Genomic DNA, 14,193 nt, shown 5'->3' with positions numbered 1-14,193 from the left:
CGGGACCGAACCCTCAGGCGGAAGCGGGAAGGAACCAGCGCACCCGCGGTTCCTCCTCGGCCAGGTCCCAGGCATGCTGGATGATCTGGCGGTCCTCCCCCGTGGTGCGGGTCTGTTCCTGCCGCAGGTATTCGCGCCAGGTCGGTACGTCATAGATCTCCCGGAACTGGTCCTGGTCGGTGACCGAGTGCACCAGCTCCCAGTCGGTGGCGCCGGTGCGCATGCGGGTCAGCCGGACCCTGTGCATGGCGTTCACGAATTCGTCGTTCCGGTCCGGAGGCACCTCATAGGCAATCAGGACGGTCACCGGACCGGCGCCGGGTTGGGGTTCCCCGCCGGACGGAAGATGCAGTTCCGTGCCGGCTACGCTTCGGTCGAGGTGGCCGGTGCCGGGCAGCAGCGGAAGCACCAGGACGCTGGCACCCGAAAGCACCAGGACCCCGGCGGCGAAGGCCAGCGTCGGGGCGTATCCGGCACCGGTGGCACCGGATCCCCAGAACACCGCCCCCACGGCCTGCGAACCGGCGGCGACCATCAGGTAGACGGACAGGCCGCGGGCACGCACCCATGCCGGGAGCGTCAGCTGCATCGCGGCGTTCAGGGTGGAGAAGGTGCAGATCCAGGCGAATCCGGCGGGCACCAGCAGCGCGGCAACTGCTCCCGGAGGCAGGTAGCCGGAGGCGAAGGCCCCGGCGGCAAAGACGACGGCGCTGCCGCCCAGCAGGGCGTTGTCCGGCAGGACCGTCCTCAGCCGCGGCAGGAGCAGGACTCCCAGCACGGCACCGAGGCCCAGGGCTCCGAGCAGCAGCCCGTAGCCTGCCGATCCGAGGCGCAGATGTCCGTTGACGGCAACGGGCAGCAGGGCATAGACGGCGCTGGCCGGGAAGATGAACAACCCGGACCGCAGCAGGATACGCCGGATGCGTGGGGCGGCGCGGATGTAGCGGATGCCGGCGGCGAGCGCCTCGCCCACATGTTCCCGTTCCGCCGGATCCTGCCGGGGCGCCCGCCAGCTGTAGATGGCGATGGAGGTACCCACAAAGGACAGCGCGTTGAGGCCGAACACAAAGGCGGGACCGGCAACGGCCACAAGCAGGCCCGCCACGGCGGGACCCACGGCGCGGGCCGTATTCATCGCCACGCTCCCGAGGGCCGCGGCCGCCCGGATTTCGTCGCGGGAGACCAGCTCGGGCGTGATGGCCTGCCAGGCCGGTGAGCTGAGTGCCATGCCGCAGCCGATGAGGAACGTGTACAGCAGCAGCGAATCGGGGTCCAGCAGCCCCAGGGTGGCCACTACCGTCAGCACAGTGGCCGCACCCGCAGCGAAGATATTGGCACCGAGAATCAGCCGACGGCGGTTGAACGCGTCCGCCAGCACCCCGGCGATGAGACCGAGCAGGAGCGACGGCGCCAGGTTCGCCGTCTGCACGAGGGAGACCAGGGCCGGGTTTTCGCTGCTCTCCACGAGGAACCACTGGGCCCCCACGGTCTGCATCCAGGAGCCGATGTTGGAGCCCAGCTGGGCAAGCCACAGGACCAGGAACATCCGCCGGCGCAGCGGCGCCCAGGGTGATTCCATCTGATTCCCTCCGTCAGGGGCTGGCCGGGAAACCTTTCCAGGCGCCGGCAAAACGCTCCCGGGCCGACTGGGCAGAGGCCTGTTCCAGGGCGTGCAGCCGTCCGTAGGTAAAGCCGTTCTCGCCGGCGGCCGACGCCGCTGCCCCCATGCGCCGCAGGTACGCCTGCGTCACCACGCTGTCCTGGTGCTCACCGAGGATTTTCTGCACGTGCTCCGCGGCGTCCACCATTTCCTTCGCTTCCTTCGGCTGCACGGGCGCCCAGACTTCGGCCGCGTAGCGAAGCTGCTTCGCATTCTTGCGGGCCTCATGCAGCGCTTCCGTGTGTTCCTCGCCTGCGAGTTTCCGTGCGGCGCGGACGCGGCGGTGCAGCCGTTTCCGGTCCCGCCGGATGATGCGGGCGGCGGCGGGTCCCGCCGGTTCCTTGGCCGCTTCCGTCCAGGCCGGGCTTTCCACCAGTGCTTCCAGCCCGTCCAACGCCCGAAAGTACCGCGGGGAAGACAGCGCTTTGAGGATGCGGTCGAAGGCCTGCCGGTAATCGTGGAGCAGCTCTTCATCCACGCGCGCGGCCACCGGCCCCATCACCAGGTCTTCGGGTTCGGCGGCAATCAGCTCCCTCAGCCGGTGCCGCATCACCTGCGCATCGCGGGCTTCCCCGAGGACCCGGGCAAGCCAGCGCAGCTCCGCCCGCAGGGAACGCCCCGGCTCCGGCTCCATGGTGCTGCGGTAGCTGGAGAGGGCCGAACGCAGCCGCCGGGTGGCCACCCTCATTTTGTGGATCCCGTCGGCATCCCCCCGGCGCACCCGCGGATCGTGGCGCAGCAGTTCTTCGAACTGGCCGCGCAGGTAGTGCAGCAGCAGCAGTGCCAACGGGCTTCCCGCGTCCAGGGGATCGGCGGCAGAGTTGTCCGTTGTCGTACCCGCCGGATACTCCCCGCGTTCCCCGCCCGCTTGCGCGTCCCCCGGTACGGCACCGGAGGTACGGAACATCGCTTCGGCGTCCCGGGCCAGGACGGCATCGGCGGCTTCGATGATCCAGGCCCGGCGGTTTGTGCCGGGCCTGCCCTCGCCGGTGTCGTCTGCGTGTGTGCTTTCGTCCCGGACGCGGGCGAGGACTGTAGCCGCACCGTCCAGCAGCTCGTACTCCAGATAGCGGGTGGCCAGGGTCTGCACCGGCACCAGTTCACGGTCCCGGACCACCGCCCGCACGTCCTCCAGCAGTTCCGGAGGAATCCCGCCGGCATGCTCGCTGAGAACAGCTGTACCGGGTTCCAGTGCCGGTGCGCTGCGCTCCCAGCGGGGACCGTCGTCGTCCGTGATCCGGGTGAGGCTGAACCCGCGCCGGCTCAGCGACCGGTCCGGGGTGTCATACCGCACCTCGGTGCGGTGGCCTTCCCGGGGCTGTGCCACCTTCGCGATCCCCGCCAGCTCATGGAGCGGCGGCAGCACCTGTGCTTCGTCAACGGAAAAACGGCTTGCGGTACCTGTTCCGGCGGCCATATGCGCCAGTATAGGACCGCAACGGCTGCTGCCGGGAGTCCCTGGGCCCCGTGCCTACCGAAGCCGGTGCGCGTCCCGGTAGCATCGCCGTAAAGGATCGGCACTGCGGCAGCGGAGGCCAGCGAATGAACTCGATGACATACGCCAAGCTCGGCAGGTCAGGGGCAACCGTTTCGGTCATTGGGCTGGGCTGCCTCGGGTTCGGCGACCCGGACCGGGGTGCGCACGGATGGACCATCCGTGCGGATGAGGCCAAATCACTGCTGCGGCACGCCGTGGAGCTGGGCATCAATTTCTTCGACACCGCCAATGTGTATTCCGCCGGCCACAGCGAGGAAATCCTGGGCGCGGCCGTGGCGGAATACTGCCGGCGGGACGAGGTGGTGATCGCCAGCAAGGTCCACGGCGAAATGGGTCCGGGGCCCAATGGCTGGGGACTGTCCCGCAAGCACATCCTGTGGCAGGTGGAGCAGAGCCTGCGGCGGCTGGGGACGGACTACATCGACCTGTACCAGGTGCACCGCTGGGACGGCACCACGCCGCTGGAAGAGACGCTGGAGACCCTGGACCAGCTGGTCCGGGACGGCAAGGTCAGGTACCTCGGCGCGTCAAGCATGCACACGTGGCAGTTCGCCAAGGCCCTGTTCCTGCAGGAACAGCACGGCTGGGCGCAGTTCGTCACGATGCAGGACCACTACAACCTCCTCTATCGGGAAGAGGAAAGGGAGATGTACCCGTTCTGCGCGGACCGGGGCATCGGGGCGCTGCCCTATTCACCGCTCGCCCGCGGACGCCTGGCCCGTCCCTGGGGCGCAAGGACGGCCCGGCAGGACTACGACGCGCAGGGCCATGAACTCTACCGGGGCAACGAAGACGTGGACCGCAGCATCATCGATGCGGTGGGAAACGTGGCCGAGGGGCTCGGCGCCACCCGCGCCCAGATCGCCCTCGCCTGGGTGCTGGCCAACCCGGTGGTCGCCGCCCCGCTGATCGGCGCCACCGCCGCCTCCCATCTGGATGACAACGTCGCGGCCCTGGACATCCAGCTCACCGAAGAGGAATTCAATACGCTCGAGGAGTTCTACCGCCCCCGGCCCGTGGCCGGGTTCTGAACGGCTGTACCGCGCCACGCCCGCTGTTGCGCAGTTCCCGGCCGGCAGACCATGCTTGGGTTGTTATGGTTCCACAGCGGTTCCGTGCGCTGACTCCTGCCCGTATACAGAAAGTCGCTTAGATACCCATGCTGTCCCTGGTCTTGTGGCTTGTTCAACTCATACTGGCGTTGCTTTTTGCCGGAGTCGGTTTTATGAAAATTGTCCAGAACCATGCGCGCCTCACAGAAAATCTGCGCTGGCCCGAGGATTTCCCGGCGGGCACCGTGAAGCTGATCGGTGTCCTCGAAGTCCTGGGCGCCGTGGGACTGATCGTTCCGCAGGCCACCGGCATCCTGCCCGTACTGACTCCGCTGGCTGCGTCGGCGCTGACCGTGCTGATGGCCCTCGCCGTGCTGGTCCATGTACGGCGCGGCGAACGCAACCGGATTGCCCTGAATGTCATCCTGCTGGTGCTTTCCCTGGTGGTGGCGCTGGGACGGTTTGGCGTCTTCGGGTGAACGCCGCACCCAGACAAGGCTCCGGCCCGCCGTCGCTCGGTGCCGCCGTCGCAGGTCTCTACGCGCTACTGCCTTCGGAGTTCACGGCGGCCCGCAACACCCTGGCCGCGGAGGCCGGGAAGGCCGGCGACAAGGAGCTGGCCAAGCGGATCAAGGCACTCCCGAAGCCTTCGACGGCGGCGTGGCTCGTTAATCTGCTGGCGGACCGGCGGCGGGAAGACCTGGACCAGGTGCTGGAGCTGGGGGCGGCGCTGCGCGAGGCCCAGGAGGACCTCGATCAGAAACAGCTGCGCCGGCTGAGCACCGAACGCCAGCGGCTGCTGCGCGCGATTGTCCGGGAAGCCCGGGACCTGGCTGCCGAGCTGGACCATCCGGTGAGCGAATCGCTGGCGGCCGAGGCCGAACAGACCCTCTGGGCCGCGATGACCGATCCCTCGGCAGCTGATGCCGTTGCCAGCGGCCAGCTGCTCCGTTCCCTCGCGGCAAGCGGGTGGGAAGAAGTGGACCTGGACGGCGCGGTGGCCGACCCGGAGTCGGTGCCGCACGGCGCCGGAAGCGGGGCGGGTTCCCGCCATGCGTCCGGCGGGGCCCGGGCGCCGAAGGACAAAAGCGGGACAGCGGACACTGCCGCGGTACGACGGCGGCAGGCCGAGGCCCGCCGGGCGGTCCGGAAGGCGCAGGCCGAGCTGGAGGAAGCGGCCGACGGCGAGCAGCAGGCACAGGAAGCGCTCGACGCCGCCCAGCGGGACGTGGACGAATCCGCCGGCCGCCGGGACGAGCTCACGGATGAGATCGACGAGCTGCGGGAGCGGATCCGGCAGCTGGAGCGGGAGGTCGCCGCCGTGGACCGGCGCTCCGGGAAGCTGGAACGCGAGCGGGACAACGCCCGGCGCATCGCCCGTTCCGCCCGCCGGACGGCGGAGAAGGCCCGGCAGAAGCTCGCGGACGCCCAGGATGCGGCAGACGAGGGGACCTAGGGCAGGCAGGTCTTAGGGCCGGCGCGACCTAGGGCCGTGCAGCCGCTTCGGTGCCGGCTGCGGACAGCTGCTGGAGCATGGAGAACCGGCTGCGGATGCGCGCCAGATCCGTGGGGTGCGCGATCCCTGGGAACACGCCGTCGTAATCCGGCAGCCCGATGATGTCCAGGCGGCACCCGGCGTCGTACAGCACATCCACGACGTTGCCGAAGCGCTGCCAGCCGTAGGGATTGGACCCGGCGGTCGGGGGCACGCCGCTGATCACCCAGTGCCGGTGCGTCTGCGCCAGGTGCAGGTAGTCCGAGGTGGCCGACTCCGCGTGGCACAGATCCTCGAAGTCGAACCACAGCTGTGTACCGTCCGCCCGCAGCGCCCGCAGCGTTCGGGTCCCCGGGGTCAGCGGAACCGCTTCTTCCGGACGGGGCGGGAGGAGCCCGGCGGAGGCCAGCAGTCCGGCGTCGTTGCTGCGCAGGTGGTGCCCGGCGGCGAAACCTGCGGCGTGGCGGGGCCGGGCCACGGTGCGGTAGTCCACGTCCCCGTCCAGTTCCCTCACCTGCAGGTGTCCGGTGATCAGGGCAATCCCGGGTTCAAACAGATGGTGGAACATTTCATCCGGGAGCAGCTCCTGAGGCGCGTAGTTGGACGTGGCCACCAGAACAATTCCGCGGTCCAGCACGGTGCGCAGCAGGCGGGTGATGAACGCTGCGTCGGCCGGGTCGTTGACGTGGAATTCGTCGAAGCACAGCAGCCTGACCGAGCCCAGCATCCGGTCCAGGGCTGCGGCGAAGGCGGAATCCTGCCGGTAGCCGGGGTTGCCGTAGCCGGCGAAGACCAGCGCGTGCAGTTCCCGGAAGAAGTCGTGGAAATGGAGCCGGCGCTTGTCCGGGATGTCCACGGAATCAAACAGCGTATCCAGCAGCCAGGTCTTGCCGCGCCCCGGCGGCCCCCACAGGTAGACGGAGGAGCGGTCCGGCGCCGGCTTCGGCGAACGGGCCGCCTCGGCAGCCCGGGCCAGCGCCGGCAGGACGGCGAGCTGGGATGCATCCAGGTCCAGGCCCTGTCCGCCGGCTGCGAGGAGGAATTCGTCGGCGGCGTCTGGTGCCTGGGCTGCGGTCATCCTTCCGTTCTACCCAACCGGACAGCGCAGACCAAACCCGTCAAATAGGGTAAGGAAATTCGCGCTAATTATTCCCGTGAGGCGGTGGTACGTTCGAACCCAGGCACGGAACGAAGGACCACCTTTTGGGAGGAACCATGACCGATCATGTTGCCCATGTGCAGGACTGCACGGTGTCCAGCTGCGACTTCAACCATGAGGGCTGCACCGCCTATGCCATCACCGTCGGCGGCACGCCCGAGCATGCCAGCTGCGCCACGTTCATCGACACATCTGCCACCGGCGGCCTGCCGAAAGTCCTCGCCCAGGTGGGGGCCTGCCAGCGCAACGAGTGCCGGTTCAACAACCACCTCATGTGCGACGCGCATGACGTGCGGGTGGGGCCCGGTGCGGAACTGGCTGACTGCCTCACGTACCAGCCCCGCTGACCGGTGGCCTCAGTCCTTCTGACCTGGAATGTTGACCTGCCGGATCCCTGGCCGGGCGGCTACGGCCCTGCCCTGAGCGCCGTCGCCGACGGCGGAACCGTCCGTCGGAGTGTCCCGCTGTCCGGTCCGCGCCCGGCTGCCGGAACCGAAGTCTGGCTGGTGCTGCGCGGCAGCAGCGGGCGGGGGCCGCGGGGGCTGGCGGGACACGGCGTCGTCGTTCCTTCCGGAAGCTGGCACGACGCCGACACCGTCGCCGTCGATTTCGACCGGCTGCTGCCGCTGGGCGAACAGGTGCCGGAATCCCTCCTCGAGGAACATCTGCCGCGCCTGCCCCGGAGCGGGGACGCGGTTTCCGTTCCTGCCGCCTCTGTTCCCGCCCTGCGGCGGCTGTGGTCCGGGTTCCTCGGCGCCGGACCGGATCCGGTAAGTCCGGTTCCGGGCACGCTTGCTGCCGCGGCGCTGGGCCAGCAGCAGGTCAATACCTTTGAGCACGACGCCGATGCCCGGCGGCTCTGCCTGGCTTTCCACGGCACCTGCTGCGCGGCCTGCGGGCTGGTCCCCGCCCAGCGGTACGGCCCGGGGACCGACTCGCTGATGCAGGTGCATCATCTGGTGCCCGGCACGGACCTGGCCGTCGACTACGTGCTGGATCCGGTGTCCGATCTGGTGCCGCTGTGTCCCACCTGCCATGCGGTGGCGCACACCCGGGTTCCGGTCCCCTACTCCCCCGCGGAGGTGCGCGGCCTGCTCGCGTCGGCCCCGGATGCAGCGGGGCGCAAGGGGCCGGCCGGGTCGGGGGCCGCCGTCGTCGTCGGGTCCATGGTGAGCCCGGAGCAGCAGCAGGCACTCGACGACGCCGCCCGGCTGCGCGGACTTCGCTAGACTCGGAACTCCCATGAGCATTCCAGCGAGCACTTCCAAATCCGTCCGGGTGGACGCCTGGCTGTGGGCTGTCCGCGCCTATAAAACCCGGTCCGCTGCTACCGCTGCCTGCCGCGCCGGCCATGTCCGCTTGAACGGCAATCCGGCCAAGGCGGCACAGCCGGTCCAGCCCGGGGACACCGTCCGGATCCGGCAGCCCGGCTTCGAACGGATCCTCGAGGTCCGGCAACTTATCAATAAGCGGGTAGGTGCCGAGGCGGCGTCGCACTGCTTTATTGACTCCACGCCCGCACGCCCGGCGGCTCCGGCACTGGGCATTCCGGTCCGGGACCGGGGCGCCGGCCGCCCCACGAAGAAGGACCGCCGCGAACTGGACCGCCTGCGCGGAAGCTAGGCCTCCGCGCAGCCGATTTCCCCGGCTCAGAGGTTTGCCGGCTCCGGCAGGCTGGTTCCCGTCTCCACGAACCGCTGGTGGAAGGACAGGGACTCGTTCAGGAGATGCGGGGTGTGCTTGCCGAGGCTGTCCCGGCTGGCGCGGTCGAAGTAATCCTGCAGCAGCGGCTGGAAGTCCGGGTGGGCGCACTTCTCGATGATGGCGCGGGCACGCTGCTTGGGTGAGAGTCCGCGCAGATCGGCCAGGCCCCGCTCGGTGATGATGAGCATGGTGTCATGTTCGGTGTGGTCCACGTGGGCAGCCATGGGGACGATACCGGAGATTTTGCCGCCCTTGGCGGTGCTCGGGGACATAAAAGCGGAGAGGAAGCCGTTGCGGGCGAAGTCGCCCGAGCCGCCGATGCCGTTCATCATGGCCGTGCCGGCGACATGGGTGGAGTTTACGTTGCCGTAGATGTCCGCTTCGATCATGCCGTTCATGGCGATGCAGCCCAGCCGGCGGATCAGTTCCGGGTGGTTGGAGATTTCCTGGGTCCGCAGGATGATGCGTTTGCGGTAGAAGTCGATGTTGGAGTTGAATTCCTCGATGCCTGCCGGGCTGAGCGAGAACGACGTCGCGGAAGCCACCCGGATCACGCCGTCGCGGATCAGGTGCAGCATCCCGTCCTGGATCACCTCGGTGTACGCGGTCAGTCCGGTGTACCCGGCGGTGGAGAGCCCTGCGAGGACGGCGTTGGCGATGTTGCCGACCCCGGACTGCAGGGGAAGGAGCTTGTCGGTCAGCCGTCCGGCCTTGATTTCGGCGTCGAAGAAGTCCAGCAGGTGCCCGGCGATCTGCTGGGAGGTTTCATCCGGGGCGGCGAAGGGCGTCATCCGGTCCGGGGCGTCGGTTTCAACCACGGCTATGACCTTTTCCGGGTCCAGGCGCAGGTAGGGCTCGCCGATCCGGTCATCCGGATTCACCAGCATGATGGGTTTGCGGTGCGGGGGCAGCGCGGTGCCGTAGTAGACGTCGTGCATGCCGTCCATGGCTTCGGGCTGCTGGCGGTTCACCTCGATGATGACCTTATCCGCCTGCTCCAGCCAGGTCTTGTTGTTGCCCACCGATGAGGACGGAATGAGGCTGCCGTCCTCGTTGATGCCAACCACCTCGATCACGGCCAGGTCAACGTGCCCGTAGAACCCGAACCAGGTGTACTGGGCCACGTGCCCCAGGTGGATGTCGATGTACTCGAGTTCGCCGTCATTGATCCGCTTCCGCAGCGTGGGATCGGACTGGTAGGGCAGGCGCAGTTCCATGCCGCCGGCTTTGGCCAGCACGCCGTCGAGCTCGGGAGCCGTGGAGGCTCCGGTGAGGACCTTGATCTGGAATTCTTCGCCCTTGGCGTGTGCCGCTTCCATCTGGGCGGCGAGCGCCTGTGGAACGGCCTTGGGGTAGCCGGCTCCGGTAAAGCCGCTCATGGCCACCGTCATTCCCGGTCGAATCAGGGCCGCTGCCTGCTCGGCGGTCATAACGAGTTTCTGGAGTCCGGGATGGGAAATGCGACGGTGCATGGTGGAGCCTTTCGAAGAACGAGATCAAATTCACCCTATCGCCCTGTGAGCCGTGCCTCATAGTTGGGTGTCGGGGCACACGGATTTTGATCGTGCCTAAGATGGTGCCCAAGTGCGCCGCCGGCCGTGCCCGGCGGGATACCCCTCGGGAGGAAGCCTGCCATGTCGAAACCCGTCACACCCGCCCAGATGTAGCCATGCCGGACCGCCCGCAACGTATTGCCACCACCGCTGCCACCGGCAGGGGCGGCGCGGAAAAGCGTCCTGCCGCCCTGCTGCTGCTGGCAACCATTCTGGCGGTGCTCTGGGCCAATGCACCGTTTGCCGCCTCCTACGAGGAGTTCTGGGAATCCACCGTTGAGGTGCGTGCAGGCAGCATGGATCTGGAGCTGACCGCCCGGGAGCTGGTCAACGACGCACTCATGGCCGTGTTCTTCTTCGTTGTGGGACTTGAGGTGCGGCGGGAGTTTGCCCTCGGGGAGTTGACTAACCGGTCCCGGGCGGTGATTCCGGTGGTCGCCGCGGCTGCGGGAATTGCCGTGCCCGCCGTGGTCTTTCTGCTGTTCACTGCCGGCACGGAGGAGGCGGGTGCGTGGGGCGTGGTCATCTCCACCGACACCGCGTTCCTGCTGGGTGCGCTGGCCGTCGCGGGACCTCGGGTTCCCGGCAGGCTGCGGATCTTCCTGCTGACCCTCGCGGTGGTCGACGACGTTGCCGCGCTCAGCATCATTGCCCTGGTCTATACCGACCAGCTGGAACCCGTGCCGTTGCTGCTGGCCTTCGCCGGGCTGGCTGCCGTGGCACTGACCCGGTATCTGCCGTACGGACGCGGCGGCGTGTACGCGGTGCTGGCGGTGCTGGTCTGGCTGGCCTTCTACGCCTCGGGCGTGCACCCGACCCTGGCCGGCGTCGGCATTGCCCTGCTGGTGCCCGTGTTTCCGCCCGCCCGGAGGGACGTGGAGGATGCGCTGGAGCAGACCCGTGTCTTCCGCCAGTCCCCCAATTCCCGGTATGCCCGGGCGGCGGTGCATAGCGTGCGCGAGTCCATTTCCATCAATGACCGGCTGCACAGCGCCTATACCCCGTACGTGGATTACCTGATTCTGCCGGTATTCGCGTTGGCCAATGCCGGGGTGAAGCTGGACGGAACCACGCTGGACCGCGCCCTCCACTCCTCGCTTGCCTGGGGCATTGTCTGCGGTCTGGTGCTGGGAAAGTTCACCGGGATTTTCGGTGCCGCAGCGGTGCTGCACCGGCTGCGGATCGGCGAGTTCGGTCCCGGACTGACCTTGGGCCGCATTGCCGGCGGAGCTGCCCTGTCCGGCATCGGCTTCACCATCTCCCTGTTCATCATCGGCCTCGCCATCGAAGACCCCGCGGTGCAGAACGAAGCACGGGTGGCGGTCCTGGCCGCGTCGCTGCTGGCGTTCGCTGCAGGATCCATCATCTTCCGGATCGTGGAGCGGCGCCGCCCTGCCGTTCCCGCGGGGGAAGTCCTGGCCCGGCCCGTGGACCCGGCCCGCGACCACGTTGTGGGACCCGCCGACGCCCCGTTGACCCTCGTGGAATACGGGGATTATGAGTGCCCGTTCTGCAGCCGGGCCACGGGAACCATCCTGGAAGTCCGCGAGCATTTCGGCTCCGAGCTGCGCTATGTCTGGCGCCATCTGCCGCTGTCCCGGGTCCATCCCAATGCCGTGGCGGCTGCCGAGGCGGCAGAGGCCGCGGATCGGCAGGGGCGCTTCCGGGACTACAGCGCGCACCTTTTCGAGAACCAGGACAACCTGTCCCCCGAAGACCTGCTGGCCGCGGCCGAAAGCCTGGGCCTGGACATGGAGAGGTTCGAGGCGGACCTGCGCTCGGCAGAGGTCAGCAACCGCGTGCTGGACGATGCGCTGGACGCCGAGTCCATGGACCTGCACGGAACACCCACCTTCTTTATCGGGCACCGCAGGCACCACGGACCCTATGACACCGCGACCCTGATCCGTGCGCTGGAGGCGTCACGGAACGCGGGACGGTAGGGGCGCCGGTACGCTCGGGCGATGAGTACAAACACATTGGTCACCGGCGCAGGCCGGGGCATCGGAGCAGCAATCGCAGCGGCCCTTGCGGAAGCCGGCCACACGGTGGCGGTACACGCCGGGCATGACGCCGAGGCCGCCCGGCGGGTGGCGGAGGCGCTGCCCGGGACCGGGCACGCCGTCGTCGTCGGGGATCTGGCCATCCCGGCCGAGTGCGAGCGGGTCTTCGCCGAGGCCGTGGATCAGCTCGGCGGGCTGGATGTCCTGGTGAACAACGCGGGGATCTTCCGGGCCCAGTCGGCGACGTCGGGGTCCTTCGCTGATTGGCAGGACGCGTGGCGGCAGACCCTGGACCTCAACCTCATGGCGCCGGCGAACCTCTGCCGGCTCATGGCCGAACATCTCCTCCAGCGTCCCGAGGGGCCCGCAGGCGGCCGGATGGTGAACGTGGGATCACGCGGTGCTTACCGCGGCGAACCGGACAACCCCGCCTACGGTGCGAGCAAGGCCGGGCTGCACTCACTTACCCAGTCCCTCGCCGTCGCGCTGGCGCCGCACGGGATCTTCTCGGCCGCCGTCGCGCCCGGGTTCGTGGACACAAGAATGGGACGCCCCGCGCTGGAGGGCGCCAGCGGCGTCGCCATCCGGGCGCAGAGTCCGTTCAACCGGGTGGCGGAACCCGAGGAAGTCGCGGCAACCGTGGCATGGCTCGCCACGGCCGCTCCGGAGTGGGTCAGCGGTACGGTGATCGACGTCAACGGCGCCTCGCACCTGCGCTGACCCACCCGGGACAGCGCCGGTGCGAGGCCTGCTGCGGCTGTCCGTTGCCAGCCGGTCTCCAGTCCCTACGAAGCTATCGCCGGGCGTTTTGCCGCCTCGAGTTCGTCATCCACGAACCGCGGCGCGGCAGCCCGGATACCGGCCCCGACCATCACGACAGTGGAGGCAATCAGGAGCGCCAGCGGCAGGGTCCAGCTGCCGGAGACATCGTGCAGGGTGCCGATCGCGAACGGTCCCGCGGCGGCCAGCAAATAGCCGACCGGCTGGATGAAACCCGAGAGTTGCGCGGTGACCAGCGGTTCCCGGGAACGGGCGGTAATCAGGGCCAGCGCGGTGGTGAAGGCGAACCCGCCCACCCCAAGGAACAGCGCCCAGAGCCACGGCAGTGTGTCCGCTGCCAGCAGCAGCCCGCTGTACCCGGCAGCCATGCACACGCCCAGGCCAACAATATAGGTCCGCAGCCGCGGCGAACGTGCCACCAGAACCGGCATGATCAACCCGCCCGGGATGCCGAGACCGGCAATGATCGCCGCCATCAGCCCGGCATGCGCCTGCTCCAGCCCGGCGTCGCGGTAGATCTGCGCGGCCCAGCCGAACTGGACGTAGGCGTGCATGGACTGCACGCCGAAGAAGATACTCAGGGCGACGGCGGTGCGGGAGGAACGCATACGTGTCCTGGTGCGTGTTCCGCCGGCAGCAGCTACCGGGTCCCGCCCGGCGCGCAGAGCCAGGACCGCCCAGAAGATGAAGGCCGCCAGTGCCACGGCACCCCACAGTCCCAGACTGAGCCGCCAGCCCTCCGGGCCCGTTCCTGCCAGGAGTCCGCCGAACAACAGCGGCAACGTGGCGCCCAGGGCGAGGGTGGTGCCATAGACCGAGTTCAGGACGGGCAGGTGCCGGCCGCCGTGGCGCTTGATGAACGCCGGGACGAGGATGTTGCCCACAGCCATGCCGGCGAAGGCCAATACGGTCAGCACCAGGAACAGCGCGGCGGAATCCACGAACGAACGGACCAGCAGTCCGGCGGCCGCCGCAGCGAGGGCCAGGACAATAGAGCCGTTGATTCCGGTTTTGCGGGACAGTGCGACGGCGAGCGCCCCCACGGCCGCGAAGGCCAGGCCCGGCAGGGCGGTCAGCACCCCGGCAGCCGTGGCATCCAGGCCAAGGCCGGCCTGCAGCTCCGCCAGGACCGGTCCCACTGACGAGGTCCCGGGGCGCAGGTTCAGCGCGACCAGAACGACGGCGGTGCCCACCAGCCAGAATGGCAGGGGGTGCCCGCGCCCGGAGGTCTTTTCCCGTGGTTTCCTGGTCTCGCTCACCCGAGCCTTTTTATCACGGGCTTGCCTCTT

13 protein-coding genes are annotated in these 14,193 nt (G+C 68.7%); 8 read left to right on the top strand and 5 right to left on the bottom strand.

The window, feature by feature from the left end:
- Positions 1-13 precede the first annotated feature (13 nt).
- The gene (locus N2K95_RS02775; RefSeq protein WP_260652809.1) at positions 14-1,579 is read right to left on the bottom strand and encodes an MFS transporter; all 1,566 of its coding nucleotides are present in this window, start codon (positions 1,577-1,579) and stop codon (positions 14-16) included.
- Between the two features lie 13 nt (positions 1,580-1,592).
- On the bottom strand, positions 1,593-3,077 hold the full coding sequence (locus N2K95_RS02770; RefSeq protein WP_260652807.1) for a CYTH and CHAD domain-containing protein: 1,485 nt from the start codon (positions 3,075-3,077) through the stop codon (positions 1,593-1,595).
- 134 nt (positions 3,078-3,211) lie between these two features.
- On the opposite strand from N2K95_RS02770, the gene N2K95_RS02765 reads away from it, so the two are divergent.
- The 3 genes from N2K95_RS02765 to N2K95_RS02755 all read left to right on the top strand — a co-directional run bounded on the left by N2K95_RS02765 (position 3,212) and on the right by N2K95_RS02755 (position 5,666).
- The gene (locus N2K95_RS02765; protein ID WP_260653704.1) at positions 3,212-4,189 is read left to right on the top strand and encodes an aldo/keto reductase; all 978 of its coding nucleotides are present in this window, start codon (positions 3,212-3,214) and stop codon (positions 4,187-4,189) included.
- 194 nt (positions 4,190-4,383) lie between these two features.
- A complete protein-coding gene (locus N2K95_RS02760) occupies positions 4,384-4,689 on the top strand; it encodes a DoxX family protein (RefSeq protein ID WP_260652806.1) in 306 nt (101 codons plus the stop codon).
- Complete coding sequence (locus N2K95_RS02755) at positions 4,686-5,666, top strand: coiled-coil domain-containing protein (protein WP_260652805.1); 981 nt, start codon at positions 4,686-4,688, stop codon at positions 5,664-5,666. Before N2K95_RS02760 ends, N2K95_RS02755 begins: the two co-directional genes overlap by 4 nt.
- A gap of 28 nt (positions 5,667-5,694) precedes the next feature.
- Here the strand turns inward: N2K95_RS02755 and zapE are convergent, their stop codons facing one another.
- Positions 5,695-6,783 carry a cell division protein ZapE gene (gene zapE / locus N2K95_RS02750; protein ID WP_260652804.1) on the bottom strand — a complete coding sequence of 363 codons (1,089 nt, stop codon included), beginning with the start codon at positions 6,781-6,783 and terminating at the stop codon, positions 5,695-5,697.
- A gap of 137 nt (positions 6,784-6,920) precedes the next feature.
- On the opposite strand from zapE, the gene N2K95_RS02745 reads away from it, so the two are divergent.
- Genes N2K95_RS02745 through N2K95_RS02735 form a run of 3 tightly spaced genes read left to right on the top strand, consistent with a single transcriptional unit; the run spans position 6,921 to position 8,487 of the window.
- Positions 6,921-7,211 (top strand): DUF1540 domain-containing protein, encoded by a 291-nt coding sequence (locus N2K95_RS02745; RefSeq protein ID WP_255792922.1) that lies wholly within the window; start codon positions 6,921-6,923, stop codon positions 7,209-7,211.
- 3 nt (positions 7,212-7,214) lie between these two features.
- Positions 7,215-8,093, top strand: a complete 879-nt coding sequence (locus N2K95_RS02740; RefSeq protein WP_260652803.1) for an HNH endonuclease — start codon at positions 7,215-7,217, stop codon at positions 8,091-8,093.
- A gap of 13 nt (positions 8,094-8,106) precedes the next feature.
- Positions 8,107-8,487, top strand: a complete 381-nt coding sequence (locus N2K95_RS02735; RefSeq protein ID WP_146363014.1) for an RNA-binding S4 domain-containing protein — start codon at positions 8,107-8,109, stop codon at positions 8,485-8,487.
- 26 nt (positions 8,488-8,513) lie between these two features.
- On the opposite strand, the gene N2K95_RS02730 is transcribed toward N2K95_RS02735, so the two are convergent.
- Positions 8,514-10,040: an acetyl-CoA hydrolase/transferase family protein gene (locus tag N2K95_RS02730; protein ID WP_260652802.1), complete on the bottom strand. Its 1,527-nt coding sequence runs from the start codon at positions 10,038-10,040 to the stop codon at positions 8,514-8,516.
- A gap of 101 nt (positions 10,041-10,141) precedes the next feature.
- Here N2K95_RS02730 and nhaA point away from each other — a divergent pair, with 101 nt between their 5' ends.
- Positions 10,142-12,064 (top strand): Na+/H+ antiporter NhaA, encoded by a 1,923-nt coding sequence (nhaA, locus tag N2K95_RS02725; protein ID WP_260653703.1) that lies wholly within the window; start codon positions 10,142-10,144, stop codon positions 12,062-12,064.
- 21 nt (positions 12,065-12,085) lie between these two features.
- Positions 12,086-12,844: an SDR family NAD(P)-dependent oxidoreductase gene (locus N2K95_RS02720; protein WP_260652801.1), complete on the top strand. Its 759-nt coding sequence runs from the start codon at positions 12,086-12,088 to the stop codon at positions 12,842-12,844.
- Positions 12,845-12,909: 65 nt separating this feature from the next.
- On the opposite strand, the gene N2K95_RS02715 is transcribed toward N2K95_RS02720, so the two are convergent.
- A complete protein-coding gene (locus N2K95_RS02715) occupies positions 12,910-14,163 on the bottom strand; it encodes an MFS transporter (RefSeq protein ID WP_260652800.1) in 1,254 nt (417 codons plus the stop codon).
- Positions 14,164-14,193 lie beyond the last annotated feature (30 nt).

Origin of the sequence: Arthrobacter zhaoxinii (genome assembly GCF_025244925.1) — a bacterium.
In the GTDB taxonomy this organism is placed as follows: Bacteria; Actinomycetota; Actinomycetes; order Actinomycetales; family Micrococcaceae; genus Arthrobacter_B; species Arthrobacter_B zhaoxinii.
Note: the sequence above shows the minus strand (reverse complement) of the source record. Positions and strands in the feature narration are given on the sequence as shown.

Excerpts from the sequence above, each read along its gene's own strand:
- N2K95_RS02775 (WP_260652809.1), bottom strand. The coding sequence starts at position 1,579 with ATGGAATCACCCTGGGCGCCGCTGCGCCGGCGGATGTTCCTGGTCCTG.
- N2K95_RS02770 (WP_260652807.1), bottom strand. The coding sequence starts at position 3,077 with ATGGCCGCCGGAACAGGTACCGCAAGCCGTTTTTCCGTTGACGAAGCA.
- N2K95_RS02765 (WP_260653704.1), top strand. The coding sequence starts at position 3,212 with ATGACATACGCCAAGCTCGGCAGGTCAGGGGCAACCGTTTCGGTCATT.
- N2K95_RS02760 (WP_260652806.1), top strand. The coding sequence starts at position 4,384 with ATGAAAATTGTCCAGAACCATGCGCGCCTCACAGAAAATCTGCGCTGG.
- zapE (WP_260652804.1), bottom strand. The coding sequence starts at position 6,783 with ATGACCGCAGCCCAGGCACCAGACGCCGCCGACGAATTCCTCCTCGCA.
- N2K95_RS02745 (WP_255792922.1), top strand. The coding sequence starts at position 6,921 with ATGACCGATCATGTTGCCCATGTGCAGGACTGCACGGTGTCCAGCTGC.
- N2K95_RS02735 (WP_146363014.1), top strand. The coding sequence starts at position 8,107 with ATGAGCATTCCAGCGAGCACTTCCAAATCCGTCCGGGTGGACGCCTGG.
- N2K95_RS02730 (WP_260652802.1), bottom strand. The coding sequence starts at position 10,040 with ATGCACCGTCGCATTTCCCATCCCGGACTCCAGAAACTCGTTATGACC.
- nhaA (WP_260653703.1), top strand. The coding sequence starts at position 10,142 with ATGGTGCCCAAGTGCGCCGCCGGCCGTGCCCGGCGGGATACCCCTCGG.
- N2K95_RS02720 (WP_260652801.1), top strand. The coding sequence starts at position 12,086 with ATGAGTACAAACACATTGGTCACCGGCGCAGGCCGGGGCATCGGAGCA.